The 24,984-nt window shown below is 63.4% G+C and carries 18 protein-coding genes and 1 tRNA gene; 6 read left to right on the forward strand and 13 right to left on the reverse strand.

Translation table 11 applies throughout. The features are described from left to right. Nucleotides 1-109 precede the first annotated feature (109 nt). Both AB6730_RS13065 and AB6730_RS13070 read left to right on the forward strand, forming a co-directional pair. Nucleotides 110-466, forward strand: a complete 357-nt coding sequence (locus AB6730_RS13065; protein ID WP_371024039.1) for a type II toxin-antitoxin system prevent-host-death family antitoxin — start codon at nt 110-112, stop codon at nt 464-466. Then, the gene (locus AB6730_RS13070; RefSeq protein WP_371024040.1) at nt 463-1,092 is read left to right on the forward strand and encodes an AAA family ATPase; all 630 of its coding nucleotides are present in this window, start codon (nt 463-465) and stop codon (nt 1,090-1,092) included. Before AB6730_RS13065 ends, AB6730_RS13070 begins: the two co-directional genes overlap by 4 nt. Nucleotides 1,093-1,110: 18 nt before the next feature. Here AB6730_RS13070 and AB6730_RS13075 read toward each other — a convergent pair whose 3' ends face one another. Beyond that, complete coding sequence (locus AB6730_RS13075; RefSeq protein ID WP_371024041.1) at nt 1,111-1,572, reverse strand: N-acetyltransferase family protein; 462 nt, start codon at nt 1,570-1,572, stop codon at nt 1,111-1,113. A 151-nt stretch (nt 1,573-1,723) separates the two neighbouring features. Between AB6730_RS13075 and AB6730_RS13080 the strand changes: the two genes are divergently transcribed. Continuing rightward, on the forward strand, nt 1,724-2,329 hold the full coding sequence (locus tag AB6730_RS13080; protein WP_371024042.1) for a type IV toxin-antitoxin system AbiEi family antitoxin domain-containing protein: 606 nt from the start codon (nt 1,724-1,726) through the stop codon (nt 2,327-2,329). 276 nt (nt 2,330-2,605) lie between these two features. Here AB6730_RS13080 and AB6730_RS13085 read toward each other — a convergent pair whose 3' ends face one another. The 5 genes from AB6730_RS13085 to AB6730_RS13105 form a co-directional block, all read right to left on the reverse strand. Beyond that, nucleotides 2,606-3,532, reverse strand: a complete 927-nt coding sequence (locus AB6730_RS13085; RefSeq protein ID WP_371024043.1) for a Bpu10I family restriction endonuclease — start codon at nt 3,530-3,532, stop codon at nt 2,606-2,608. A 17-nt stretch (nt 3,533-3,549) separates the two neighbouring features. After that, nucleotides 3,550-4,746: a hypothetical protein gene (locus AB6730_RS13090; protein ID WP_371024044.1), complete on the reverse strand. Its 1,197-nt coding sequence runs from the start codon at nt 4,744-4,746 to the stop codon at nt 3,550-3,552. Beyond that, the gene (gene mobC / locus AB6730_RS13095) at nt 4,743-5,201 is read right to left on the reverse strand and encodes a plasmid mobilization relaxosome protein MobC (protein WP_371024045.1); all 459 of its coding nucleotides are present in this window, start codon (nt 5,199-5,201) and stop codon (nt 4,743-4,745) included. Before mobC ends, AB6730_RS13090 begins: the two co-directional genes overlap by 4 nt. Nucleotides 5,202-5,867: 666 nt before the next feature. Then, nucleotides 5,868-5,943 (reverse strand) — tRNA-Ala (locus tag AB6730_RS13100). A gap of 52 nt (nt 5,944-5,995) precedes the next feature. Next, entirely contained in the window at nt 5,996-7,111 is a 1,116-nt protein-coding gene (locus tag AB6730_RS13105; protein ID WP_371024046.1) for a ribonuclease D, read from the reverse strand. Between the two features lie 110 nt (nt 7,112-7,221). Between AB6730_RS13105 and AB6730_RS13110 the strand changes: the two genes are divergently transcribed. The 3 genes from AB6730_RS13110 to AB6730_RS13120 all read left to right on the forward strand — a co-directional run bounded on the left by AB6730_RS13110 (nt 7,222) and on the right by AB6730_RS13120 (nt 10,709). Continuing rightward, entirely contained in the window at nt 7,222-9,177 is a 1,956-nt protein-coding gene (locus AB6730_RS13110; RefSeq protein ID WP_371024047.1) for an SUMF1/EgtB/PvdO family nonheme iron enzyme, read from the forward strand. 68 nt (nt 9,178-9,245) lie between these two features. Continuing rightward, a complete protein-coding gene (locus AB6730_RS13115) occupies nt 9,246-9,830 on the forward strand; it encodes a TetR/AcrR family transcriptional regulator (protein WP_371024048.1) in 585 nt (194 codons plus the stop codon). Nucleotides 9,831-9,971: 141 nt separating this feature from the next. Next, nucleotides 9,972-10,709, forward strand: coding sequence for a 3-oxoacyl-ACP reductase family protein (locus AB6730_RS13120; protein ID WP_371024049.1), 738 nt, complete (start codon nt 9,972-9,974; stop codon nt 10,707-10,709). A 15-nt stretch (nt 10,710-10,724) separates the two neighbouring features. On the opposite strand, the gene AB6730_RS13125 is transcribed toward AB6730_RS13120, so the two are convergent. The 7 genes from AB6730_RS13125 to AB6730_RS13155 form a co-directional block, all read right to left on the reverse strand. Next, complete coding sequence (locus AB6730_RS13125; RefSeq protein ID WP_371024165.1) at nt 10,725-12,290, reverse strand: DUF5597 domain-containing protein; 1,566 nt, start codon at nt 12,288-12,290, stop codon at nt 10,725-10,727. A 23-nt stretch (nt 12,291-12,313) separates the two neighbouring features. Further along, a complete protein-coding gene (locus AB6730_RS13130; RefSeq protein WP_371024050.1) occupies nt 12,314-15,181 on the reverse strand; it encodes a TonB-dependent receptor domain-containing protein in 2,868 nt (955 codons plus the stop codon). A gap of 141 nt (nt 15,182-15,322) precedes the next feature. Further along, nucleotides 15,323-17,260, reverse strand: coding sequence for a beta-L-arabinofuranosidase domain-containing protein (locus tag AB6730_RS13135; protein ID WP_371024051.1), 1,938 nt, complete (start codon nt 17,258-17,260; stop codon nt 15,323-15,325). Between the two features lie 77 nt (nt 17,261-17,337). Beyond that, nucleotides 17,338-19,719 carry a twin-arginine translocation signal domain-containing protein gene (locus tag AB6730_RS13140; protein WP_371024166.1) on the reverse strand — a complete coding sequence of 794 codons (2,382 nt, stop codon included), beginning with the start codon at nt 19,717-19,719 and terminating at the stop codon, nt 17,338-17,340. 16 nt (nt 19,720-19,735) lie between these two features. Next, nucleotides 19,736-21,319: an APC family permease gene (locus AB6730_RS13145; RefSeq protein WP_371024052.1), complete on the reverse strand. Its 1,584-nt coding sequence runs from the start codon at nt 21,317-21,319 to the stop codon at nt 19,736-19,738. Between the two features lie 2 nt (nt 21,320-21,321). Further along, nucleotides 21,322-23,091 (reverse strand): DUF885 family protein, encoded by a 1,770-nt coding sequence (locus AB6730_RS13150; RefSeq protein ID WP_371024167.1) that lies wholly within the window; start codon nt 23,089-23,091, stop codon nt 21,322-21,324. 6 nt (nt 23,092-23,097) lie between these two features. Beyond that, nucleotides 23,098-24,879 (reverse strand): DUF885 family protein, encoded by a 1,782-nt coding sequence (locus AB6730_RS13155; protein WP_371024053.1) that lies wholly within the window; start codon nt 24,877-24,879, stop codon nt 23,098-23,100. Nucleotides 24,880-24,984: the final 105 nt, after the last annotated feature.

Below are 24,984 nucleotides of genomic sequence, written 5' to 3' on the forward strand. Positions count from 1 at the left end.
TTCGTGAGGGGGCTCTCAGCATGTCGTCAGTCTTGTCTGGGGTCGGTGTAGGCGTCCCAAAAGGGGAAATTAGGGTATATTGGACCCTGAGCCCCTCCGGAGTGCCGCCATGGCCCTGACCCTCAAGCTCGACGCCATCGAAGACCTTCCGCATACCGCCGCTTCCGACGTGAAGAAGCTCGGCTGGCGCGGCGTGATGCGGGCGATCGGCCGCACGGGCAAGGTGGTGGTGACGAACCACAGCGAGCCCGAGGCGGTGATCCTTTCCGCGGAGGAATACGGCGTCATCATGCGCGCGCTCAACGACGCGGGGTCGCGGCACGAATCCGCGCTCGACGCGCTTCGCCACCGTTTCGATGAACGCCTCGCTTCGCTGCAGGCCGACGATGCCGGCGACCGCCTGCGTTCCCTCATGCGTGGCCGGACGACCCTGGGTGGCAAGGTCAAGGCCGGGGACACGCATTGAAGGATCGCCCCGTCCTCTACGTGTTGGCGGGAGTGAACGGCGCGGGCAAGAGTTCCATCGGCGGTCATCGTCTGCGAGAGGCGGGGCTCGACTGGTTCAACCCGGACACCTTCGCACGCGAGCTGGTCGCCGACACCGGATGCGCGCAGGTCGAAGCGAATGCCGCCGCATGGAACGAAGGCATGCGCCGCTTCGACGATGCGATGGTACGTGGCACGACTTACGCTTTCGAGACCACGCTGGGCGGGAACACGGTTCCCGCGAAAATCGCCGGTGCCGCTCGGACGCACGATGTACTCATGTGGTTTTGCGGGCTGTCGTCGCCCGAGCGGCATATCGCTCGTGTCGCGGCGCGCGTCGCCGCCGGCGGGCACGACATTCCGGAAGCGAAGATCCGCGAACGCTATGTCGCGGCGCTGGAGAATCTCATCGCGCTGCTGCCTGCGGTCGCCTGTTTGCAGGTATACGACAACAGCGTCGACGTCGCGCGCGGCGAAGCGATTCCCGATCCGCTGTTCGTCGCCGAGATCGCTGGCGGCCGGTTGGTCAGCCCCACCGACATCGACGCGTTGCGACGCACGCCGGAATGGGCGAAGCCCATTCTCGAAGCGGCGCTTTCCTCGTGAGCGGCGATCGCGGCGCCTTCAAAGCAATTTACGGTACACGATGAAGCCGGACTTCTCCGCCACCTTGTCGTAGAGCAGCATGGCGTGCGTGTTGGTCTCGTGGGTCTGCCAGTAAACGCGTCCCGCACCCGCCTTCTTCGCCTCCGTGTACACACGCTCGACCAAGGCGCGGCCGATGCCCGCGCCGCGCGAGGACTCCGTCGTGTACAGGTCCTGCATATAGCAGTTGTCGCTGGTGCTGGTGGTGGTGCGATGGAACAGGAAGTGCGCCAGGCCGAGCAACTGGCCCGAGCGCTCGGCGACCAGGGCGTGCATGGTTTCGGCGGTGTCGAGGAAACGCGCCCAGGTCGCCAGCGTGATGGCCTCCGGCAATGCCGTCGCCCCCTCCCGGCCATAGAACGCGTTGTAGCCGTCCCACAGGGGCTTCCAGGCGGCGAAGTCCTGGTCGGTGACGTACCTGATCGTGAGGGGCTCGGCCATGTATCACCTGAGACGGTTAGGGATTCCATGATGGCTCGATATACCGCCTGCGCGCCACGAGCCGGAGCTTTTGCGTCTGAGCGAGGAGAAAAGTGATCCGAATTTTCGTCATATATTTTTATTCGACGAAATTATGGAACATCATCATGACATGCTTCACGATACCCACACCCAACGCGTCCTCGACCTGGCCACCCGAAGGGGGCTGCTGCGCGCCAACGATCTGGACGACATAGGTTCGCCGCGAGTCGTCCTGACACGCCTGGCGGAGTCAGGGCTGATCGAGAGGGTCGCGCGCGGGCTCTATCGCCTGCCGGATGCGCAGGTGTCGGAGCTTGAAAGCCTCGGCACCATCGCTACCAAGGCACCACAGGCCGTGTTCTGTCTGCTCACGGCACTGCAATTTCATGAACTGACCACGCAGCTGCCGCGGCAGGTCTGGATTGCCATGCCCCGGGGCAGTCACACGCCCCGTATCGAATACCCGCCCGTCAAGATGGTGCAGTTCACGGGAGAGGCCTATTCGGCAGGCGTTGACGAGGTCGAACGAGACGGCATCAAGCTACGGGTCTATAGCGCCGCCAAGACGGTTGCCGACTGTTTCAAGCATCGCAACAAGATCGGCCTGGATGTGGCATTGGAGGCACTGAAGGATGCGCGGTCGCGCAACAAGGCCTCGGTCGACGATATCTGGCATTTCGCGAAAATCTGCCGGGTGGCCAACGTGATGCGTCCGTACCTCGAGAGCATCGGGTGAACCCGGCTGGCCCCCAGCGGGCGGCATCCGTGCGCGCAGGACGCAGATCGATATTGGCTTCGGTTACGCTGGCGCCAGCGGATCGATCCATTTGGTGTTTCCGAACGAGATCCTCGCCACGAACGCCGACCTATGCTGCGGCGAAATTGTTGGCCCTCCGCTGGGCGCCTATCGATCTGGACAATCGTATGGCTCATCTACCTAAATTCAATGGAAAGTCGCGTGGCATGTGCACTTCCTTCAAAGGCTGTGGCAGTGATCGACGCGCAATGTTTTTCAAAAATAACCGCGTCCAAGCACCACGTCTTCAGCATCCTCTTCTTTCTCCGGGAAACATTCCGAGAGATGCCATATAAACCGTGCAAAACATTCGATGTGAAGGGGGTTGCTTTCCAGGAATTTCTCGTAGTTCTTTCGCACGGCTTGGCGGCCTGCTGCGGTGGAAAATCCAGCTCTAACATTGGAAGCCAGACGCTTTGCTTTGCGAAGAACTATAACCTCGTCAATCGAAGTCAACTTGGTTGTAATGGGAGTCATGTCCAAATATTCGCAAAGAAGAATGTATTTAGACCCAGGCACGGCCCTCTTTAATTCCGATGCTGTCGCTGAAGCCTCTTGGAACATTGTCTTGTCCAAGTTTGTTTTAATTTCTGCGGCGAAATGAGAAACGGAGAACTTCGTTTCAAAAGCAGCTGCACCATTAGCGGGTTCGTCCGTGATTTTAATTTTATGGGATTTTGATACTGAAAAATCCTGATCTTTAAATTTAATATACGCTCCCCCGGCATTAAGGGCTATAAACGGTGATGCGAAGCTCATCCCTGCATAAGACGCCTGTGGTCCGGCATTTAGATTTTTAATTCGATTCAGTCCAGGAACTAGTCGAGCATCAAAGATGTAGGGGAGGAACTCTTCGAGAATTGTATTGTCGAGCTTGAGTTGACCTTTCTGGCGATGAAGAAAGTCACCATCTGAATCGAAAATCAGATCTATTTCGACGTGACGCTTATATTTATTTAGTGCATCAACATGCGACTTAAGAATTTCTTCTGCGCTACCTTCTGCCGAAAGGAGCTTTGCAATCCATTCGTTGTATTTTTCTATAGTCCTTTCCACTCGCGCTTTGTCAGTGGTCGGTAGTTTTCCGTTCTGGAGTAGCGCATGGAGTTTGTCTCCGTGAGCTTTTGTCCGAATGACTTTCATAGGTCTCGTCCTTGGTTTTATGAAAAATGAAGAGGGATATCTAGAACTGCCTCTGGCGATGGGCGTACTAAACAGGATTTCTCAATGGCTTCATCCAGCAAGTATTTGTTCTTTTGCGGAACCACGCTTAATCCCTTCTTCAGTAGGTCAAGTGCTATATCTAAAGCAGCGTTATTATCGCTTATTTTTTTATTGGATCGAGTAGCGAGAAATACGTCTTCCCTGATGTCCTCTCCAAAGCGGTTCATAAAGCTTCGGCTCTCCTGTGCATTGATTTCAAAGCAGCCAAGATCTGCAAGAAGCCTCTTAATTATTTGTCCGTTCTCAAATGATGTCCCCAAAACATTTGATGTTTTTCCCAGAACCATAATTAACTGGCCGCCGGGCTTCAAAACCCTTGCTATGTCCGCGAGACTTTTTTGGATATCTAGGCAATATTGGATGACGGTAAGAAATCTATTTGATCGGTTCTTACGATTCGCGCCAATCTCGGCGGGAGCCACTTTGAGTGGATTCCACCCTAAATATTCAATTGCTGGCCTATAGTTTTGATGATAATTGAATACATTTATGTAAGGAGGTGATGTGAGCACAAAGTCAATAGATGAATCCGATAACGGGGATTTTCGCGCATCTCCAAGGAAGCAGTCTGCGCAGGCTTCCGCTGAATCAATCTCAGCAAAAATCTTAAATACAACCTGCGTGGCGCGCGTCAACGAGGCAGTGGAATATTTCTTACCATTACCCATCGCCAAGAGAAATACTGCCGCCACAGCAAGCTTTGAAAAACTATTATTTTGATTGGAAATCAATTCTCGAATATTTAGATCTTCTATGTTTTCCGAAAAATCGAGTGCTTCAATTGAAAAAGAGCTAATGACTGATTTAATTAGTTCTCTTTCGGAATCTTCTAGCTTTGAATATCTGGAGAGAACTGAGAGATGCCATGCAGCCGGATTGATCTCCAAGCCGAATGCGCGGTGACCGGCGCTCAGTGATTCGTATAAGACGGTCCCGCTTCCGCAAAACGGGTCGTAGATATTTTTTGTTTCGCCATCAAGGAATTGAAGAAAATATTCTACGAGCTCGGGAGAAAATTGTCCTCGCCACGGGAGACGGCTGCTACGGGTGCGAACTGAAACATCCAAGCGCTTTTGACAAAGAATGGCCGGTGCCATTCTGGGCAGTTCGACGTCCAGAGTAATTTGGCTCATTTTGTATACTTCTCAATGTCTTTTTTTTTGCCCAAGCGGCTTAGACTGGCATCTCGCACGGCTGCGGCTTCCTCTGTGTATCGGTAGATATAGATCGCCAGCTTCTCGATTTGCTCCGCCCTGACTTCGGCGTGCCGACCTTCATTCAATTGCTTGGCGATCTGGTTCAAATTTCGACCAATGGCTTGGAGCTGGGACAATGAGTCCCATAGCGCCTCAGTCATATCCATTGTGAACGGCGGTTCGTGGATCAATCTCGCGCGCACACAATTGACGACCCAACATTGGGGTGTGCAGCCTTCAGCCTCGGCTTGTATGGTGATGTTCTGGAGTTCAGTCGGTGTGAGCCGGACTTCAAGTCGTTCCTTCGGCCCGTCATCCGGGTTGCCGACAGTCTGCCCCGCGAGCCACTGCTGAATTTCAGGTGGCATGTCATCTTGAATCAGATAGCGCATGAGCGCCCGCAAGACGGTGGGTGACTTTTTCTTGTGGCGTTCGCAATAGGCGGACCACTGTTCGCGTAGCTCGTCGGGCAATCGTAGGGGGTAGATGTAGCTACCCCGTGTTGCTCCGATCTCAGCGCTTCGCGGCACAGGCGTCTCCAGGACAAGAAGCGGGCGTTGAACAGTGGTAGTGTAATACACTTACCAACGTCCGCCTATCCTGCAATGGTCTCACTTGATCAAAAACCTTGGTCGTGACTAAAGTTTGGCATGATGCCAATTGGGTGGAGCGTGTTAGTGCAATCGCTCTCATCCGCCGCCAGCCCTTGGCAGCTCAGAGCGATGTACTCGCGGCCGCTTTCGCGATCCTGCCGTTTCTCATGGCTGCTGTTGATCGGCTCTGCATCACGTTGTCGCGCCAGTCGGCGTCTAGTGATGTCGTTGGCCTGACGCAGGCTAGCTTTATGACGATTGGCGAGCCATCCGTTGTGCTGCCTTCAGTCCACGGAATGAAAATGTCTACTCCATCGAAACGACGAATGGCAGGTCGATGGCAAGTTCATGCTGCTGGATCAAACTTCCGCAGACATCGCTGATGTCGATAGTTCAAAGACAAGTCTGTAGAAACAAAAAAACCTCGGAACGCGTTACGTTTCCAAGGTTTTTTGTCTGGAATTTTGGTGGAGCGGAGGAGGATCGAACTCCCGACCTTCGCATTGCGAACGCGACGCTCTCCCAGCTGAGCTACCGCCCCACACGAGCGTGGGATATTAGCAGGGCTTCCGGCGGTCGCCAAGAGGGGTTCTTTACGGCAGAAGCGCCGACAAGCGCTCGAAAAGAACCTCGCGGCGCCAGCCTTCCAGGGCTTCGGGCCACTCGCCGGTCATCACGAATTCCTCCATCGAGCGGCGCGCGCAGAGCAGGCCGGGCGGGAGGTTGAGTTGGGTGGCGAGCGTATCGATGGCGCTGCGCATCTCGTTGATGGCCCGCTTCGCCTCGCCCATGGGGTGGCCGACGACCGGGGCTGTGGCTGCGACCTCGTCAGCCTCCATGGGGCGTTGCAGCAGTTCGAAGAGTTCCTGCCGCTGTGCGGAACGCAGCGCACGCGTGCCGCGGGTGCGTTCGTCGAGGTTGGCTTGCGTGCCGGGAAGGTTGCCGGTGAGGTCGATCGCCTGGACGTCCTCCAGGAGCCACGAGCGCGGCTTGTCCAGTTCGCGAGCCGTGGTTTCGCGCCAGCGCAGCACGCGGCGGAGCAGGGCTTGTTTCTCCGCCGGCCATTCGCTGGCGGCCTTGAAACCACGCTGCGGTTGCGGATCGCCTTCACGGTGGCTGGCGCGGCGCTTCATGCGTGCGCAATCCTCGGCGTGCCAGCCGGCGCGGCCGCGCTCGGCAAGGCGTTCGGCAAGGATGGCGTGCACCGGATGCAGGTGCACGACATCCAGCATGGCGTAGAGTTTTTGCGATTCGGTGAGTGGACGCTGCAGCCAGTCGCTGCGCGTTTCGCCCTTGTCGAGTTCGGCGCCGACCAGCTCGGCCACCAGCGCGCGGTAGCTGATGCCCAGGCCCATGCCGACGAAGGCGGCCGCGATCTGCGTGTCGAACAACGTATGCGGGCCGTCCGGCAGGAAGGGCGACATCGCTTCCAGGTCTTCGCCCGCGCTGTGCATCACGGTGACCACGGGTTGCGCGGCGAAGGTCGGTGCCAGCGCGTCGGCCAGGGGCACGGCGAGCGGGTCGATCAACGCGTAACGCCCGTCGTGGGCGAGCTGGAGCAGCGCCAGTTGGGGATAGAAGGTATTGCGCCGCATGAATTCGGTGTCCAGCCCGACGACGGCGGTGGGGCCGATGAGGGCGATCCAGGCATCCAGCGCCTCGCGGCGGTCGATCCAGGGGGCGTCGGGAGCGAGTTCGCTCGATGTCATGCAGGCGTCCTTGTTGAACTCGGGAGCGCGCCGACGTTCGTGTTGCCCTGCCGCGCGTGATTCCCTAATGTGGAAGAGCACGATAGCAGGCCTGCACGGAACCGCCCACCATGCCGAATAACGAGACCGTCCGCCGACAGCGCGCCATTGGCGGCGCGTTGGGTGTTGCCGTGCTCGCGTTCGCGCTGTTCTACCATTTCTTTCCGCAGGCCTTGCACGTCCAGCCCACGCAGAACACCTCGCGCTCGCCGTTGCGCGGCCAGCCCACCGTGATGGGCTTCGACCAGCGTCCGCAAGCCGCGCCACCGGCGGTGGTGTCCGAGATCGACGCCGGGCCACCGATCATGCTCGCCCCGGCCTCGGTGATCGCCGCACGCCGCCGCGAGAAGACCAACGAGATCGAGTTGCCCGCGCAGAAGACGCCGGATTCGCCGGAACTCACGGCCTTGCTCGATCGAGCCGACAAGGCGTTGGCGGTCGACCGGCTGGTGGGCGGCAAGGACAGCGCCGCCGTGCTCTTCACGAGCGCCCTCAAGGAAAAGGCGGACAGCCAGCGCGCCCTGGAGGGCATGAACGAGGTACGTGCGCGCCTCGCCGCGGAGATCGAGCAGGACATCGCCCTGGGCGACGCCGACGCCGCGCGCGAGTCGCTGGCGGCGCTCAAGTCGCTTCCATCCAGCGCCAAGGATGCCGCGCCGTTGCAACAGAAACTGGCCGTACTCGACAAGGTCCGCCCACTGCTCGGCAAGGCCGCCGCGCAGCTGCAGGAAGGCAAGGCCAGCCAGCCGCGCGGCGACAGCGCGCTGGACACCTATCGCGACGTGCTCGAACTCGACCCGGAGAACGCCGTGGCCGAGCAGGGCATCACCACCGTGCAGCGCAGCGTGCTGGACAAGGCGCTCGCGGCCGTCGCGCAGAACGATTTCGCCGCCGCCGACGCGGCGCTGGCGGAGGCCGCCACCATCGCGCCGGAATCGCAGGCGCTGCAGGACACGCGTGGCCGCATCGAAGGCATGCGCCGGCAGAGCGCCACGGCGATGCTCGCGCAGGCGCGTTCGGCCCTCGATGCCGGCAATATCGACCTCGCCCAGCAGCTGGCGGCCAAGGCGCAACAGGTGAGCCCCGACCTGGCCGGGATCGACGACTTCAACGAACGGGTGACCAACGCGAAGCTGTATTCCAGCTACAAGCCCGGCCAGGTCTTCGCCGACCGCTTCATCGATTCCACGGGGCAGGCGCCGGCGATGGTCGTGGTTCCCACCGGCAAGTTCCTCATGGGTTCGCCGGACGGTGAGGCGGGGCACGATGCCGACGAGGCGCCGGTGCACGAGGTGCAGGTCGACAAGGGCTTCGCCATGGCGCGCAGCAGCGTCACCATCGGCCAGTTCCGCGATTTCGTGCGCTCGTCCGGTTACGTGCCGCAGTCGCAGTCGATGGGCGGCGGCAGCGTGTACGACGAGCAGAGCGGTGGCCTTCGCGACGAGACCTCGGTCACCTGGCAGGACGACTACGCAGGCAAGCCGGGACAGGAACGGTTGCCCGTGATCAACGTATCGTGGAACGACGCCAAGGCTTACGCCGACTGGCTTTCGCAGCGCACGGGCAAGAAGTACCGCCTGCCGAGCGAGGCGGAATTCGAATACGCGCTGCGCGCCGGCAGCACCACTCGCTATTGGTGGGGCGATGGCAACCCGGGCTCGCGTGTCGAAAACCTCACCGGCGGTAACGATCGCTCCGGGTCGGGCCGGCGCTGGAGCAACGCGTTCTCGGGTTACAAGGACGGCTATTGGGGTCCGGCACCGGTGATGAGCTTCACGCCCAATCCCTTCGGCCTCTACGACATGGGCGGCAACGTCTCGGAATGGGTGGCGGACTGCTGGCATGACAATTACGTCCGCGCGCCACGCACGGCCGAGGCCTGGGTCAATCCCGGGTGCAGCCGCCGCGTGATCCGTGGCGGTTCCTGGGGCAGCGCCCCGGACATGGTCCGCTCCGCGTACCGCCAGGGCGCATCGGCCGACCTGCGCAACGCCCGGGTGGGTTTCAGGATCGTGCGCGAACTCTGATCCGGGCGTGCCGGTGCCGGGTCGGGGTGGTATTCTTTGTGGACTCTTCGTTCCAGAAAGGGCCTCACATGGCGCGTCCACGTGAATTCGACCGGGATACGGCCCTGCAACGGGCCATCGAAGCCTTCGCCATGCATGGGTTCGAAGGCACGACCACGCCCATGTTGCTGTCGGCGATGAAGATCGGGCGTCAAAGCCTCTACGACACCTTCGGCGACAAGCGGAAGCTGTATCTCGAGGCGTTGCGCCGTTACTCGGAAGACAGCGTCGGCACGACGCTTTCGGCGATGTTCGCCCGCGAGTCGGTGCTCGACGGCATCGAGCATGCGCTGCTTCGTTTCGGCGAGGCGGCGGCGACGGGTACCGGGCAGGCCTGTCTTGGCATCCACGCGGTGACCGAGTTCGGCACCACCGCCCCCGACGTGGCGGCGGTGACCGCGGATGTGTCGGCGCGAACGCTGCTCGCCTTCGAAAGCAGGATTCGCGACGGTATCGCCCGCGGCGAACTGGCAAGGGAGCTGGACCCGGCGGACGCGGCGCACTTCCTCCTTGCGACCCTGTCCGGCCTCAAGGTGGCGGCGCGGGGTGGAGCATCTTTCGAGATCCTGCGTGGCATCGTCAGGGTGGCGTTGGGTGCGCTGGCGCCTCGCTAAAATAGTGGACTGATAAGTCAAGTATTTGGTAGGCTGCGCAGCACGCACCTTTCGAGGCGCGTCAGCGTCGTTTCAAGCAGGGGCCGCAGCCCCTTCTTTTTCCTTCATTTATTGACCGATCATTCCATAACGAGGTGCGTCATGACCATCCAGTTTCTCGAAGGCAAGTCGGCGTTCGTCACGGGCGGCTCCCGCGGCATCGGTGCAGGCATCGTCCGCTCGCTGGCGGCGGCAGGTGCCCATGTGACGTTCACGTATGCCAGTTCGCCCGACGCCGCCCAGGCGCTGGTGGACGAGGTGCGCGCCGCAGGCGGCAAGGCCGAAGCCGTGCGTGCCGACAGCGCGGATGAAGCTTCGCTGGTCGCTGCGATCGACGATGCCGCCAAGGCGACCGGTGGCCTCGACATCCTGGTGAACAACGCGGGCGTGCTCGTGTATGCCACGCTCGACGACACCTCGTTGGCAGACTTCGATCGACTGTTCGCGATCAACGTACGTGCGGTCTTCATCGCCACGAAGGCGGCGGCGGCCCATTTGCGCAGCGGAGGCAGCATCGTCAACGTCGGCAGCGTCGTGGCCGATCGCGCGGGCCTGCCGGGAACTTCGATCTACGGCGCTTCGAAGGGCGCCATCCAGGCGATGACGCGTGGACTGGCCCGTGATCTGGGCCCACGCGGCATCACGGTGAACAACGTGCAGCCTGGACCGATCGCCACCGACATGACAACCGGCCATGAGGAGATGCTGATCCCGATGCTTCCCGTGGGCCGTCTTGGCGAGCCGATGGAAGTAGGTGCGCTCGTCGCCTATCTCGCCGGTCCGCATGCGCGTTACATCAATGGTGCCAGCCTCAGCATCGACGGTGGTTTCCTGAGTTGAGGCACGTGGTCCGGCTCAGTAGCTGCCGAGCCGGACCTTGAGTAGCACGGGCTTGTCCGTGAAGTTGAGCCCATAGTCGGTTTCGTCGCCGTTCCACCAGCGGATCGCCTTCCACTGGCCGTCGACATAGCTGCCTTCCTCCACGCGCAGCAGCTGGCCGTGGCGCCCATCCGCGTTGTCGCGGGCGAACTCGACACGTGCGTCGAAGCCGGTCACCAGGTATTCGTCGGTGCCCAGAGGCACGACGAGCACGTGCCCCGTGGCGTCGGGCGTGCCCGGCAGTTCGGCGGGCGCGTCACCCCAGCGGGGTGCGCCATAGGAGACGTCGGCCCGCCAGCGGTTATCCAGTGCGATGGTTCGCTTCGGCTGCCCGCGCTGTTCCACGGAAGCGTGCAACGTGCCCCGGTAGGCGGCGGCCGCGACCTGTCCGTTGATCGAGTCCACGAGCGCGAAATTGCGTGCGTGCGCCTGGGTGGCCTTGCGGCGTTCCGGCGTGTCGGGATCGTTGTCGACGCCGAAGACGGAGAAGCCGATGCCACCGTTCGCCAGCACATGGAACAGGTAGGGCGCGTTGCCGGCGTCGTAGCCGGTCTCGGAGATCCATGGCGGATTGTCGGCGCGTGTGTATTGGCCCACCACCTTGGTGAACTCGTTGTAATCGGTGCTGTAGAGATCGGTGCCGATGAGATCGATGTGCGGCGCGCTGGCCTTCCACAGGTCGAGGACGTTCCACGTGGCGCCGCCGCTGGGATAGTCGTTCCCGGGAAGGTGCTTGCCCTTGTAGCGCAGCCAGGTGTTGACATACATCGGTAGCGGATAGATGGCCTTGCCAGCCGCCGCCACCTGGTCGATGTATCGCGCGATGCCATAGGCGTTGAACTGTTCGTCGGCATCCGCCCCGAATGTTTCCGTCCATGTCTTGCCGGCCGGTTTGCCGAGCGCCTTCGCCAGGTCGGCGGGCACGTTGCCACCAAAGGCCTCTTCGGCGGCGGGGGAATGGTCGCGAACCGTTCCGATGGTGCCCGGCTCGTTCTCCACCTGCACCATGATCACGGTGTGGCGATCGCCATCGACGCGTTCGATATGCGCCATCAAGGCGGCGAACGCGGCCTTGTCGGCTTCCAGGTTGGCGGTGGCCTGGGTGGAGAGGTCGTCGACCGGCTGGCCGTGCTCGTCCAGCACGCGCGGGTAGCGCGCGGGATCGGACTTGATCCATTCCGGAACGTAGTGCATCTGCCCGTTCTTCCAGCTGCCGAACCACAGGATGACCAGGCGCAGTCCGTGTGCCCGTGCGCCTTCGACCAGGGCATCGACATGGCGGGTGTCGAACCGGCCCTTGGCCGGCTCGAACTGTTCCCAGTAGACCGGCGCTTCCAGCGTGTTCGGATGGAGGGCCAGCACGTCGTTCCATACGCTCGGCAGCACGGCCGGCCAGGCGCTGGAGTTATGCAGCTGCGCCGCCAGCACCGTGTAGGGCTGGCCATCCACGAGCAGGGCGTGGCGGCCCTGCTCGTGGACGACACGCGGCATGGACGAGGCGGCGCGCGCCGCCGATGATGCGGCGACCGCCAGCCAGAGCATCGCGACCAGGAAGAGCAACCGCCTCAAAACGACACCGTTGCGCGCATCCAGTAGAAGCGCCCCAACAGGTCGTACGTGGCGACGTCGGTATTCGCGTTCGTCGTGTTGTTCGCGTAGTACAACGGCGGTTGCTTGTCGGTGAGGTTGTCCACGCCCAGCTCCAGCTTCGTATGCCAGGGTTCGACGTTATAGCCCACCTGCACGTTGTGATAGACGTACGCGCCGATCTTGCGTTCGACACCGGCCTGGTCGTAGTCGGCCGAGAGTCCCTGGCGAAGATCCGCGCTGCCGACCTGGCTGCGGCCGACATAGCGCAGCCGCCAGGATGCGCTCCAGTCGCCCTGGGACCAGTTCAACGTGCCCAGTGCGCGCCAGCGGGGGAAGTTGCCGTAGCTGTAGGTGAAGATGCCCGCATTGTGGATCACGACCGAGCTGGGATCGGTGGTGTCGGGGTTGATGTCGTAACGCTTCATGTAGGTGCCGTTGAGGCTGGCGGTGAAGCGTCCGTAGCGCGTTTCCGGGAGGCGGTAGGTCGCCGCGAAGTCGGTGCCGGCGGCCCAGAGCTTGCCCAGGTTCACCGTGGGCTCGGCCACGTAGTTGATCGTGCCGTTGCCGTTGCGGTGGATCAGCGCGCAGAAGGCGCTGGAGGGATTGGCATAGCACTGGTTGAGCACGGTCTGCGCGGAGACCGTGGAGATCGTGTCCTTCAGGTTGATCTTCCAGCTGTCGACGCTGAACGACAGGCCTTCCAGCCAGTGCGGGTCGTAGACCAGGCCGATGTCGTACGAACGACCGGTTTCGGGTTTCAACTGGTAGCCGGCCACTTCCGATCCGGATGCCTTGCCCGATATCTGGCCATCCGCCTGGCGATAGCTGCCATCGGTGGGTACGTTGGCGCAGGCGACATCATGGCCACCGGTGTAGCCGTTGCAGGGATCGTTCACCGTGGCGGAGTCACCGGCCACGCCCGCATAGAGTTCACTGGTGTTCGGTGCGCGGAACACTTCCGACACGGTACCGCGCAGGAGCAGGTCCTCGACGGGACGCCATTCCAGCGACACCTTGCTGTTCGTGCTGCTGCCCACGGTGCTGTAGTCCGACCAGCGCGTACCCACGGTGAGGTTGAGGGAACGTACGCCCGGCAGGTTGGCCAACAGGGGGATCAGGGTTTCGGCGTAGGCCTCCTTCACGTTGAAGCGGCCGGCCAGGGTGGATGCGCAATACTCGATCACGCCGCAGAGGCCGTTTTCGTCGGCGGTCCACAGGGGATCGGCGCTCGTGGAGGTGCTCTCCTTGCGATACGACAGCCCGGTGGCGAGGCTCACCGTGCCGGCCGGCAGGTCGAACAGGTCGCCGTTGGCGTTCGCCTCCAGCTGCTTCACGGTGTAGACGCTGCCCACCGAGGGATTCACCACCATCGATTGTAGGTTGGACAGGCCGGACGGATCGTTGATGTTGAAGAGGTTCAGTGGCGTACACCCGGCGATCGCGTTGCCGGCCGTGCCGCAACGTACCGTGCCATCCGTATCCCTGAAGGAGGGGCCGACGGCCTGGTTGAACTTCGCGTAATCGAGGAAGCCGTAGTTGATCGAATCCTGGCGCACGCGACCGTAGTTGATCGAGGTGTCCCACTGCCATGAACTGTCGCCGAAACTTCCGCGCAGGCCGGGATTCACCTGGAGGTTATAGGTGTTGTACTGGTAGCGCCGGTTGCCGAGCACGGTGAGGCGCGTGTTGAGGTCGTTCGTCGACGTGCCCGTGGCGCGGTCGGTGCCGAAGTCCACGCCGAACGGGTTGTAGTAGCTGCTGGCCGAGGCGAGGAAATTGTCGCCGTTGGCGAAAATCGGTATCGGGGCGATCACCGACGAGGATTTCGTCTTGCTGAAATAGCTGTTGACGTAGGCCTGCACGTAGTCGTTGAACTTGTAGTGGCCGAGCAGGAAGGCATTGGTACGCTTCTGCGGTGTTTGCAGCAGGTTGTATGGCTGGTAGTTGTACGAGTCCGCGCCGGTGTAGCAATGGAAATCGCCCGGGCCAGTCGCGCCGGTCACGCCGGGGTTGAGGGTCACGCGAGAGCAACCGTTCGTGCCGGCCAGCGCCTTCGAGGCGGCCGAACCGTCGTTGAAGTTGACCGAGCCGGTCGGCGTGGCCGACGAGCCTTGCTTCACCGAGGCCCCGTCGATCAGGTACAAGGCATCCTTCGAGTAATTGCGCGCATCGGCCGAGACGGCGTCGATGTCACTGTAGGACAGGCCGGCGATCACGCCGTAGTCCTTGCCGGTATGGCCGGCGGTCAGCGAGAAGTTGCGTCGATTGCCGTCGCTGCGCTTGCTGGTGCCGAAGTCGCTGGAGATCTGCACCCCGTCGAAATGGTCGCGCAGGATGAAGTTGACCACGCCGCCGATCGCATCGGAACCGTAGATCGCGGACGCACCGTCGCTGAGCACCTCGATGCGATCGATCATGTTCGCCGGGATGGCGTTCACGTCGTTGTACGCGAGGCGGATGCCGTTGACGAGCACGAGGGTGCGCTTCTCGCCGAGGCCACGCAGCGAAACGGTGGAGGCGCCCGTGCCACCGCCGTTGTTGGTATTGGGATTGGTCGCGTTGCCCGCGATCGAGGGCAATTCCTGCACGAGGTCGCCCAGGGTGGCCTTGCCGGTGGCCTCGATGGCCGCGCGGTCGAGGGTGACCACGGGATTGGCCGTCTCCACATCCACGCGGCGGATGCGTGAACCGGTGACCGTGATGCCTTCGAGGTCCTTGGTCTCCTGCGCATGCAGTGTTCCGGCACCACTGATGAGACCGATGAAGAGGGCGGCGCGTACGGCTTGACCCAGCACGTGGCGGCGGGGCGTGTGGTCGGGCGAATCGCTATGGCGCTGGTGCATGGCTTCCCTCGTTGACGGTGGGCGTACGGAAGACGGGCGAGTTCGCTCGGCGCTCGGCATGAGGCCGATCGCTCAGGGGCGCGGCGGGACCGCGACCTCGGGAGTTGGAACGCGATCGCGCGGCCGCGCGATCGCAGGGGCTCAGCTCGCGCCGTCGGCAGGCACGTCCGCCTGCCAGTAAACGGCGTAGCGTTCGCCCTGGATCTGGTGCAGCGGGATCACGGACAGCATGCCGTCGCGCGTGTTCGCGCGGAACGTCAGCGGCTCGTCGGCCGGCGTCAGCCAGTCGAGTCGGTCCGGTCCGTCCATGGCGATGCGGGGTGCGGCCTGCGCTTTCGGTTCGGGCGACGGGCCCGCGTCGTACTTGCCGTATTGCTGGTCGTGCGTCAGCCCCTTGCTGCCGAGCCGCGCGGCGAGTACCAGCGGACCGTAGAGCACGGCCTGGAGGCCGTCGTCGCCCGGCAACGGCATGGCGTGCAGGCGCATCGGCAGGGTGATGGTGAGGCGATCGCCGGTTTGCCACCGGCGCTTGAGGGTCAGGTAGCTTCCGGGCGAGGCGAATACATCCAGCGGCGTGCCGTTCAAGGCGACGCTGGCGCCCGGTGCGATCCAGGAAGGAATGCGCAGGTTCACCGTCAGTTCGCGGGGCTGGTCGAGCGTGAACTCGAACGCGCTGGAGGGTTCCTTCGGGAATCCGGTGCGCTGGGTCAAGCGCAACCCTTGTTCAGGCCAGCGCAGCTCCGAGGCGATGTAGAGGTTCACGTGCAGCTCGTCGTCGTCGTGCGCGTAGATGGCGTCGTTGAAGCGGGCGAATTCCTCGGCACCGGACCCGGTGCAGCACCAGAACGAATCAGTCGGCGAGTTGTAGAACTTCGCGCCACCCGGTTGCAGCGAGTAGTAGTAGAGCTTCATGCCCTTGGCGTCCTGTGTGCCAAGGCGCGCGTTGTAGAGCGTGCGCTCGTAGTAGTCGAACGCGCGCGGATCGCCATTCCACGCGTAGACATGGCGGGTCAGCTTCAACAGGTTGTAGGCGACACAGCACTCGGCGGCATACAGGCCGAGTTGGCCCTTGAGGTCACCGGGGCCGGTCTTCCAGAACTCGTCGTTGCTGGAACCACCGGTGGCGTAACATCGGTTCTGCGTCACCGTTTCCCAGAAATACTCGGCGATGCGGCGGTAACGGGGTTCGCCCGTCAGTTCGTAACGACGCGCGGCGCCGAGTACCTTCGGGATCTGGGTGTTGCTGTGCAGGCCCTTCAATTCATCGCGGTGCGCGGCCAGCGGCTCGAAAAGCGATGCCTGGTCGAAACGGTGCGCGGCGTCCAGGTAGCGGCCGTTGCCGGTGATGGCATACAGGTCGTACATCGACTCGTTCATGCCGCCGTATTCGGTCTTCAGGATGTGCGCGATCTCCGTGTCGGAGAATCCGTTCAACCAGCGCACGGTCCAGTTGCCGATGCCGGTGGCGACATCCAGCGCCTGGCGGTTGCCGGCAAGCCGGTACATGTCGAGCATGCCGGCCTGGATCTTGTGGATGGTGTAGAACGGCGCCCAGACCTTTTCGCCGCGGCTCAGGCGATCGAAGAAACTTTCGGGGAACGCGCTGAGGTAACCGTTGGATCGCTGGCAGGAAGCGAGGATACCGACCAGTTCGTCGCCACGCGCTTTCAGGACGGTATCGCCCTGCGCGGCCCAGGCCAGCGCCGCCGCGGAAAGGTAATGGCCGCCGCTGAAGTGACCGCGCAGTTCGCAATCGGGTTTCTCCCAGCCGCCGAGCGGCTGGGCGTTGGTGGGCTTGCCGGCTTGCACGAGGAAGGCCCGCGCGAGCCGGTCCACCGGCAGGCTGTGCAGGTAATCCAGGTTGATCGCGGCGGCGCGGCGGAAGTCGCTGTCCAGCAGCGTCACGCGGTCGAGCGCGAAGGACTGCATCCGGTTGACGGGCTTGTCGCGCACGGCGGCGGTCGTGCCGCCGGCCGGATCGGCGGTATCGAAGGCGCGCAATGGGGTCGCCAGCAGGGCGCCGGCAAGCGTGGATGCGCTGGCCTTCAGGAAACGCCTTCTCCGATCGACACCTTGCATGCTTCTCCCCAACGTGATGACGCACATCCCCCGATGCACGCTTTCATCGTGCGGTCACACGACCGTGCTGTCTTGTGTCATTTCCGGATGCTCGATGCGGAATCCCGCACAGTCGACACGATGCGCAGGATCTGTCCCGGTTTTCCGTGAATGCGAATGTCATCGCCGCTCCGGTCGACTTCCGCGACGGCTTCGCCGTCGACGTGAACGAGGGGACCCGCACCGCGCAGGCTGATCCAGACGGCCTTGGGGCTTGCGTCGGCCGGCAAGGTGACCGTCGCGGAAAGCTGCGAACCTTCCTTCCGCAGCGCGACGCCGCAGCGTCCCCAGCGCGTGGGAGCGGCATCCAGGCTCACCGGCTCGCCGGTATCGAGCCACGCGTGGGGAATCGCGCGGGCCAGCCACAACGTCTCGCCCGCGCTGTCGTCGAAGACGAAGGCCCAGCGAAGCAGCAAGGGAATCGTCATCTGCGCGGGCATGCAGAACAAGGGCATGCCGCCGGTGATGTCGGCGACTTCGCCAGCGGTCCAGCTGCCGGGTGTATGCGCGTGGTGGCGATGCGCGTAGAGAAATAGCAGGTATTCGTCGATGCGGCCCAGGCGCAGCAATTGTTGTGCGTAGCCATAGGAGATGAAGCCGAGGATGTCGCGGCTTTTCGGATCGACCGGTCCGATGTTCGCGACGACGCCGAGGGTGGTGGCGCCATGGCCACGCATGCCATCGATCACCACGTTGGCGAGATCGTCCGGCAGCACGTCGGCCTGGAGGAGTTCGGCATAAGCGCGGTGCGGCCACTGTTGCTCGCTGGGCTTTTCCCGCGCGAGCGATTCGCGGAAGGTGAGCGTGACGCCTGGCAACGGCGGAACGTAGGGTGGTTTCAGGTCGTGGCGGATGTTGGCACGCACGCTTTCCTCCACGCGCCGGGCCAATGCCTCGGCACGTGTCTTCCACATCGACGCGGCGGTCGCGGCGGACGCCGCGATATCGGGCCAGATAGCCGCGAGGTCGAGCAGGCCACGAGCCGCGAGCGCGCTGTTGGCATAGTAGGGTTTCCACCAGAGCGCCGGATCGGGAAACAGGCAGGCATCCGACTCGTTCCAGCCGTGGATCAGGCCATGCCCGGGGTCGCCGGCGGGCAGTCGCAGGCTCTCGTCGTGCAACTCCAGCAGCATCGCGACCGTGGCCTCGATCTTCTCGCGGTGCTTGCGCAGGAGTGCCGCGTCGTTCGTATAGTGGACGTAGCGTGCCAGGAGAGAAAGGGTCAGGCCGAACTGCCCCGTCTCGGCGCCGCGCATGTTGATCATGCCGTCGTCCTGCACGAAATCGCGGAAGTAACCGTCCAGCACCGCGGCGGTCTGTTCGAAGCGGCCCCATTCCAGGTTGGCGTAGAGAGAACTGGTGAAGGTGTCCTGGAAGCCGTCGTATTCGTTGCCGTAATAGTCGCGGTCGACGGCCCCGTACTTGGGGTAGGTGCCATCCGGACGGACCACCAGTTCGCGGGCGAACGCATGGGTGGCCATGTCGGACCATCCGGCCGCGGGGATGCGCACGGGCGCGAGGTCGGCCAGCTGGGCATGCCAGTAGTCGTGGAAGCGCAGCAGCGCCGCATAGAAGGCATCGGCCTGTGGCGGTTCGCGGCGCGGGGGATAGGCGGGGTAGCTGTGTCCGTAGACCACGCGGGTGAACCGGCCATGCTCCACCAGCGCGGTCCGGTGCCAGGTCTGCGCGACGAAACGGTCGTTCGCGTCCACGTCGGCGAACACGAGCACGTCGTACCAGCGGCCGTCGTCGAGCGGCACGACCTTGTGCACCGCCGGCAACCAGCCACCGAGCAGGCCTTCGCGCCGGCGCGCGACCTTCTTCGGTTCGTGCAGGTCGGCGAAGACCTGGTCGGCGTGATAGGTACGCGTGCTTCCGGAGGTATAGACGGGCATCGTGTCCGCGCATTGGCGGGTGCCGACGAATGTGGTCCAGGGCAGCCGGCCGTAGTAGTTCTCGGGGTCCAGCGACGATGCCGCGGGTGGAGCGGCCAGGCGCACCTGCGTCTCGTCCGGTTCGCCCCGCGCGAGGAGGTGCTCCGCGAGGAGGTCGACCCCGGCCAGCGCGACATCGGCCAGCTTCATGCCGAAGTAGGGTTGCGCGGCCTCGTCGTAGGTCGGTTCGGTGCGCTTGCCGATCACGCAGGCCTGCGTGCCGTCGTGGAGCACGATCGGGCCGTCGGGGTGGGACAGATCCTCGCCAACCCTCCAGTCGCGCCCTTGCAAGCGAAAGCCCGGCAAACCGGCGAGGTGGTCGCGGGGAGCGGTGGCAAGCGGAACACGCGCGGGCGTGGCGATCCCGCGAGCCGCCGTCTTGCCGGTGGAGACCGGCGGCGGCGCGAACGCCTCCGTCGTCAGAGGAACCAGGCTGGCGGCGGCGCCCGTTGCCGCCAGCACGCGGAGGAAGTCGCGCCGGTCCATCGGCGTATCGTCGCGCTCACTCATCGTCGTCGTCCAGGGCGAGTTCGTGGGCCGGCAAGCCGGTACGTTCACCCCAGTAGTAGATGCCGATCGCCATGACCAGCACGGTGAGCGAATCCCACGGATGCGCGATGGCGCCGATGCCACCGAAGGTGCCCAGCCACGAGACGATCATCGTCAGCGCGTAGAAACCGATGAGCCACAGCGACGAGCGCACGTTGCGCAGCAGCCGTTCCCGGTCACCTCCTGTCGCCAGCTTATAGACGACATAGATGGCGAACATCGCGATCTGCAAACCCAGCAGCCACGATACCGTGGCCCATGTAGACCAGTACACGATCAATGCCGCCACGGCGAAGGACAGCGGCCCGATCAGGCCGAAGGCCTTGACCCGGAACGGGCGGACGAGGTCCGGCGCGCTCCGGCGCAACGCGGCGACGGTCACCGGCGCGACGGCGTAGCTGAGCACGAGGGCGGCGGAAACCACCTGGATCAAGGCTTCCCACGACGGAAACGGCAGGGTCCAGAACACCGACAACGCGAAGGTCAGCCAGAGCGCCGGGCGTGGGATACCGGACCGGCGATCGATGCGCGTGAGCACCGGGAGGAAGGAGCCGCTGCGCGCCCATCCGTAGACGATACGCGGCGTGGCGTTCATGTAGATGTTGCCCGTGCCGCTGGGCGAGATCACCGCGTCGCACACCACCAGCGTGGCCAGCCAGCCCAGGCCGAGGGCCATGGCGATGTCGTGATACGGCAGGGCGAAGGCCTTGTCCACGCCCGCCCATCCTCCGGCCAGCAAGCCGGTGGGAATGCCGCCGAGGAAGGCGAGCTGGAGCAGCACGTAGATCACCGTGGACAGCACCACGGAAAGGATCAGGGCGATGGGGATCGTGCGTTGTGGATCACGCACCTCGCTGGCGACCGACACGATCGGCGTCAGGCCGAGGTAGGCGAAGATGATGCCTCCGGCGGAGATCGCCGCCTCCACGCCCGAGAGGCCGTTCGGGGCGATGCCGTGGATCGTCAGGTTGTCCGGGTGGAAGTGCGTCAACAGCAGCACGATGACCAGCAAGGGCACCACGAACTTGAAGATGCTGACGATGTTGTTCGCCTTGGCGAAGGCCTTCACGCTGAAGTAGTTCAGCACGAAGAACACCCCGAGCAGGGCGAACTGCACGATCCATCCCAGCAGGCTGGCATGCGAACTGCCGGGCACGTTCAACGCCGGCATCCACGCCGCCGCATACTGGCGGCAGGCCACCACCTCGATCGCGATCAGGCTGGAGAACGCGATCAGCGTGATGAAGCCCATCAACGATCCGAGCAGCGGGCCATGCGAATACTCCGGATAGCGCACGGCGCCGCCGGCACGCGGGAGCGCGGCGCCGAGCTCGCAGTACACCAGTCCGAGCAGCAACACGGCCACGCCGCCGATCACCCACGAGAGGATGCCAGCCGGTCCCGCCAATGCACTGACGTGGCTGGCGGCGAAGAGCCAGCCGGAACCGAAGATGGCGCCGAGGCCGATGAAGGTGAGATCCACCAGGCTCAATTGTTTATGGAACTTGCCTTGCGGCGGTGCGGAAGCGTCGGCCATGGTCAGTGATCCTTTCCTGCATAGGGCGACTTGCCGCCGCTGGCGATGAAGGCGTCGATCCGTGCCGCCAGCACGGGAAGAGGGACCGAGCCGGTCGACAGCACGGTGTCGTGGAAGGCACGGATGTCGAAACGCTTGCCGAGCGCTTTCTCCGCTTTCGCGCGGCCGTCGCGGATCGCCATTTCGCCCAGGTAGTACGAGAGCGCCTGGGCGGGCCATGCGATGTAGCGGTCCACTTCCGTGTCGATCTCGTGCTCGGCCAGGGCCGTGTTGTCGCGCAGGTACTGCCGGGCCTGCTCGCGTGTCCAGTGCATCTGGTGGATGCCGGTGTCGACCACCAGGCGAGCGGCACGCCATGCCTGGTAACTGAGATAGCCGAAGCGCTCGTAGGGCGTGTGGTAGATACCCATCTCCTGGCCGAGATACTCGCAGTACAACGCCCAGCCTTCGCCGTAGGCGGAGATATAGGTGTAGCGGCGGAAGTCCGGAAGGCCGTCCGTCTCCGCGGCCAAGGGCATTTGCAGCGCGTGGCCCGGTGAGGATTCGTGCAAGGTCAGCGCAGGCAGCGAGTAGAGCGGACGCGCGAGAAGGTTGTACGTGTTGACCAGGTAGATGCCGGGCCCGCCGCGTCCGCCGGTGTAGATCGGGGCGAGATCGGCGGGGACGGGCTTGATCGCGAAGCGCCGGCGCGGCAGGCGGCCGATATAGTCGCCGACCACGCCGTCCACTTCCTTCGCTATCCATGCCGCGTCCTTGAGCAGTTCGTCCGGCGTCTTCGCGTAGAAGCGCGGATCGCTACGCAGGAACTGGAGAAAGTCCGCGAAGCTGCCCTTGAATCCCACCTCCTTGATGATGTCGAGCATCTGCTGGTGGATCGAGGCCATCTCCTTCAAGCCCACCGCATGAATCGCATCGGGGCTCATGTCGAGCGTGGTGTATTCGAGGATCTGCGACCGATAGAACGCCTCGCCGTCGGGCAGGTCCACGGCGGCGAGGCTGTCGCGCGCCTTCGGCGCGTACTCTTCACGCAGGAAACGCGACAGCTTCGCGTAGGACGGAATCACCTGCGCATCGATGATGGCGAGCGCTTCCGCGCGTAGCCCGGCCTGTTCGGCGGCGGGCACGCTGGCGGGCATCTTCTGGAACGGCGTGTAGAAGAGGTTGGCCTCTCCCTTCGTCGTGGCGGTCTGCTGGATGCCGTCGTACTGGCTTTCCACGATGAGTTTCGGTTGGGTGAATCCACGCGCCATGCCCAGGCGCATGTTGGCGATCTGCTCGTCGAAGTACCGCGGGATGTCACGCAGCTTGCCCAGGTAACGCCGGTAGTCGTCCTCGCGCAGGAACGTGCCGCGTGCGCTGAAACCGAGGTTGCTCCAGAACGCCGAGTCCGCGTTGAACGGCATCTGCCATGTCTTGTCGCGCTGGTCGGCGAACAAGACCTCGACCTGCTGCCGATAGACCGCATAGTCGACGGGGCCTTCCCCGCGCAGTTGCTTCGGGTCGATCGCCTGCAGTTGCTTCAACACGTCGGCCCAGTACCGTTCGCGTGCATCCTGCGTGGCGGCATCCACCTTGGGCAGGCTCGACGAGGCACGGCCGGGGCCGTCCTCGTCGTCGGCTCCGGCGAACTGCTGCTGGCGCCAGGTCCATTCGCGTTTATGGATCGCCTCGAACCGTTGGTTCGCATCCTCCGTGGCGTGGGCGATGGGCAGGGTGCCGAGGATGAGTCCAAGCAGGCAGGCCACGCGGGCGACGGATAGGGGCACGGCGATCTCCGCTCAGGGGTGGGTGGTCTTTCCGGCTTTCACGGCGGCGATCCACGCGTTGGTGCGCGCGTCCAGCATGTCCAGCGGCATGGCGCCGCCGGAGAGCATCTGGTCGTGGAAGGCGCGGATGTCGAAGCGGTCGCCGAGTTCCTTCTGCGCGCGCTGGCGGAGTTCGAGGAACTTCAGCTGGCCGAGCTTGTAGCCGAGTGCCTGGCCGGGCCACGCGATGTAGCGATCGGTCTCGGCCTGCATGCTCGGTTCGTCCTCGGCCGGATGCGCATGGAAGAAGTCGATCATCTGCTGCCGGTTCCAATGCAGCGCGTGCGTCCCCGTGTCCAGCACGAGGCGGTCGGCACGCAGCAATTCGCCGCTCAACCGTCCGTAATCCTCATAGGCATCCTTGTAGAAACCCACGTCCTTGGCCAGTTGCTCGGCATAGAGCGCCCAGCCCTCGATATACGCGTTGTAGCCGGCTTGCTGGCGAAACGGCGGCAAGGGCAGGGTCTGCGCGATGGAGATCTGCAAGTGATGGCCGGGCACGCCTTCGTGATAGGCGGTGTCCTCGATCGTGTACAGGCCACGTTGCTCGTAGTCTCCGGTGTTGACGAAGACGATGCCGGGACGCGAACCGTCGGGCGTGCCCTGGTGGTATTCCGCGCCGGCGGCGTCTTTCTCGCGATAGCGCTCGACGGCCTGCACCCGCAGCGCCGTCTTCGGCAGCGTGCCGAACAGCTTGGGCAACTCCGGCTGCATGCCCGCGATGTACTTCCGGTAGTCGTCGAGGATCTGTTCGCGCGAACTCGCGTACAGCTTGCGATCGCTGGCCACGGCCTTGCGCAGCGCGGGCAGGTCCGCATAGCCGAGCTTGTGCGCGATGGCGGTCATCTCGCCTTCGATGCGCTTCACCTCGTCCAGGCCGATCTGGTGGATGCGCTGCGGGGACAGTTCGGTGGTCGTCTGCGTATGGATGGCGAAGCGATAACGCGCATCGCCGTCGGGCAGCGACCAGATGCCCTCCTGGCTGCGGCCATGGGGGGAGTATTCCTTCGCCACGAAGTCGGCCAGCTTGCGGTACGCAGGGCGCACCTTGTCGTCGACGGCGGTGAGGATCGCCTTGCGCAACCGGGCCTGATCGGCGGCGGGAACGCTCTTGGGAAACTGCGCCACGGGCTGGCCGAAGACGTTGTCCTCGTCTTTCGCGGCGGCGATGTCCCGGGCCTGCTTGACCACCTTCTCCAGCAGGTAACGCGGCTGCATCAATCCATCCGCCATGCCCAGGCGCGACGCGGCGATCATCTGGTCGATGGCCTTGGGTACCGCGTTCAGGCGCTCGAGGTAATCCTCGTAGTGCGCCGTGCTGTCGAAGGGAATGGTGGAGACGAAACCGGGGAGGGCGAGATGGGCGCCACCGATCTGGTCGAGTGGCATCTCGTAGTTTTTCAGGCGTATGGCTTCGAGACGGTCGCGCAGTTCGCGGATCGCCATGTCGCGGCTCAACCGTCGCTGTTCGTCGAGGCTCGCCGTGTCCACGGCTTCGAAGCGCTTCAGGAAGGCCTCGGTGGCCTTGCGGTCTTCCACCACGTGGGCGGGTGAGTAGTCGGTCCAGCGGTCGTTGTAGCGATAGTCGCCGATCGTGGTGGCGAGTTCCGGGCTTTCCTTTAGCTGGTACTCCCAGCGTTGCGCCACCAGGGCGTCGAAGGCGGCGGCCCCCGTCGTCGCCCCGTGGACGGCGATGAAGGGCCCGGCTAGCAGGCCGCACAGACAGAGTCCCCGGACGATCGGGCGAAGCTTCATCGAACACCCCTTCACGAATATGACACCCCGATGCTCACCCGTGTGGCCGCCGGGCGCTAGAAGCGATTGCCCGGCGACCATGCGGAATTGGGCACAATAGATGTG

It is taken from the genome of Luteibacter sp. RCC_6_2 (assembly GCF_041360655.1).
GTDB lineage: Bacteria > Pseudomonadota > Gammaproteobacteria > Xanthomonadales > Rhodanobacteraceae > Luteibacter.

What these genes read in the sequence shown, in the direction of transcription:
- AB6730_RS13065 (WP_371024039.1), top strand. Translation starts at nt 110, where the DNA reads ATGGCCCTGACCCTCAAGCTCGACGCCATCGAAGACCTTCCGCATACC.
- AB6730_RS13075 (WP_371024041.1), bottom strand. Translation starts at nt 1,572, where the DNA reads ATGGCCGAGCCCCTCACGATCAGGTACGTCACCGACCAGGACTTCGCC.
- AB6730_RS13080 (WP_371024042.1), top strand. Translation starts at nt 1,724, where the DNA reads ATGCTTCACGATACCCACACCCAACGCGTCCTCGACCTGGCCACCCGA.
- AB6730_RS13085 (WP_371024043.1), bottom strand. Translation starts at nt 3,532, where the DNA reads ATGAAAGTCATTCGGACAAAAGCTCACGGAGACAAACTCCATGCGCTA.
- AB6730_RS13090 (WP_371024044.1), bottom strand. Translation starts at nt 4,746, where the DNA reads ATGAGCCAAATTACTCTGGACGTCGAACTGCCCAGAATGGCACCGGCC.
- mobC (WP_371024045.1), bottom strand. Translation starts at nt 5,201, where the DNA reads ATGCGCTATCTGATTCAAGATGACATGCCACCTGAAATTCAGCAGTGG.
- AB6730_RS13105 (WP_371024046.1), bottom strand. Translation starts at nt 7,111, where the DNA reads ATGACATCGAGCGAACTCGCTCCCGACGCCCCCTGGATCGACCGCCGC.
- AB6730_RS13110 (WP_371024047.1), top strand. Translation starts at nt 7,222, where the DNA reads ATGCCGAATAACGAGACCGTCCGCCGACAGCGCGCCATTGGCGGCGCG.
- AB6730_RS13115 (WP_371024048.1), top strand. Translation starts at nt 9,246, where the DNA reads ATGGCGCGTCCACGTGAATTCGACCGGGATACGGCCCTGCAACGGGCC.
- AB6730_RS13120 (WP_371024049.1), top strand. Translation starts at nt 9,972, where the DNA reads ATGACCATCCAGTTTCTCGAAGGCAAGTCGGCGTTCGTCACGGGCGGC.
- AB6730_RS13125 (WP_371024165.1), bottom strand. Translation starts at nt 12,290, where the DNA reads ATGCTCTGGCTGGCGGTCGCCGCATCATCGGCGGCGCGCGCCGCCTCG.
- AB6730_RS13130 (WP_371024050.1), bottom strand. Translation starts at nt 15,181, where the DNA reads ATGCACCAGCGCCATAGCGATTCGCCCGACCACACGCCCCGCCGCCAC.
- AB6730_RS13135 (WP_371024051.1), bottom strand. Translation starts at nt 17,260, where the DNA reads ATGCAAGGTGTCGATCGGAGAAGGCGTTTCCTGAAGGCCAGCGCATCC.
- AB6730_RS13140 (WP_371024166.1), bottom strand. Translation starts at nt 19,719, where the DNA reads ATGGACCGGCGCGACTTCCTCCGCGTGCTGGCGGCAACGGGCGCCGCC.
- AB6730_RS13145 (WP_371024052.1), bottom strand. Translation starts at nt 21,319, where the DNA reads ATGGCCGACGCTTCCGCACCGCCGCAAGGCAAGTTCCATAAACAATTG.
- AB6730_RS13155 (WP_371024053.1), bottom strand. Translation starts at nt 24,879, where the DNA reads ATGAAGCTTCGCCCGATCGTCCGGGGACTCTGTCTGTGCGGCCTGCTA.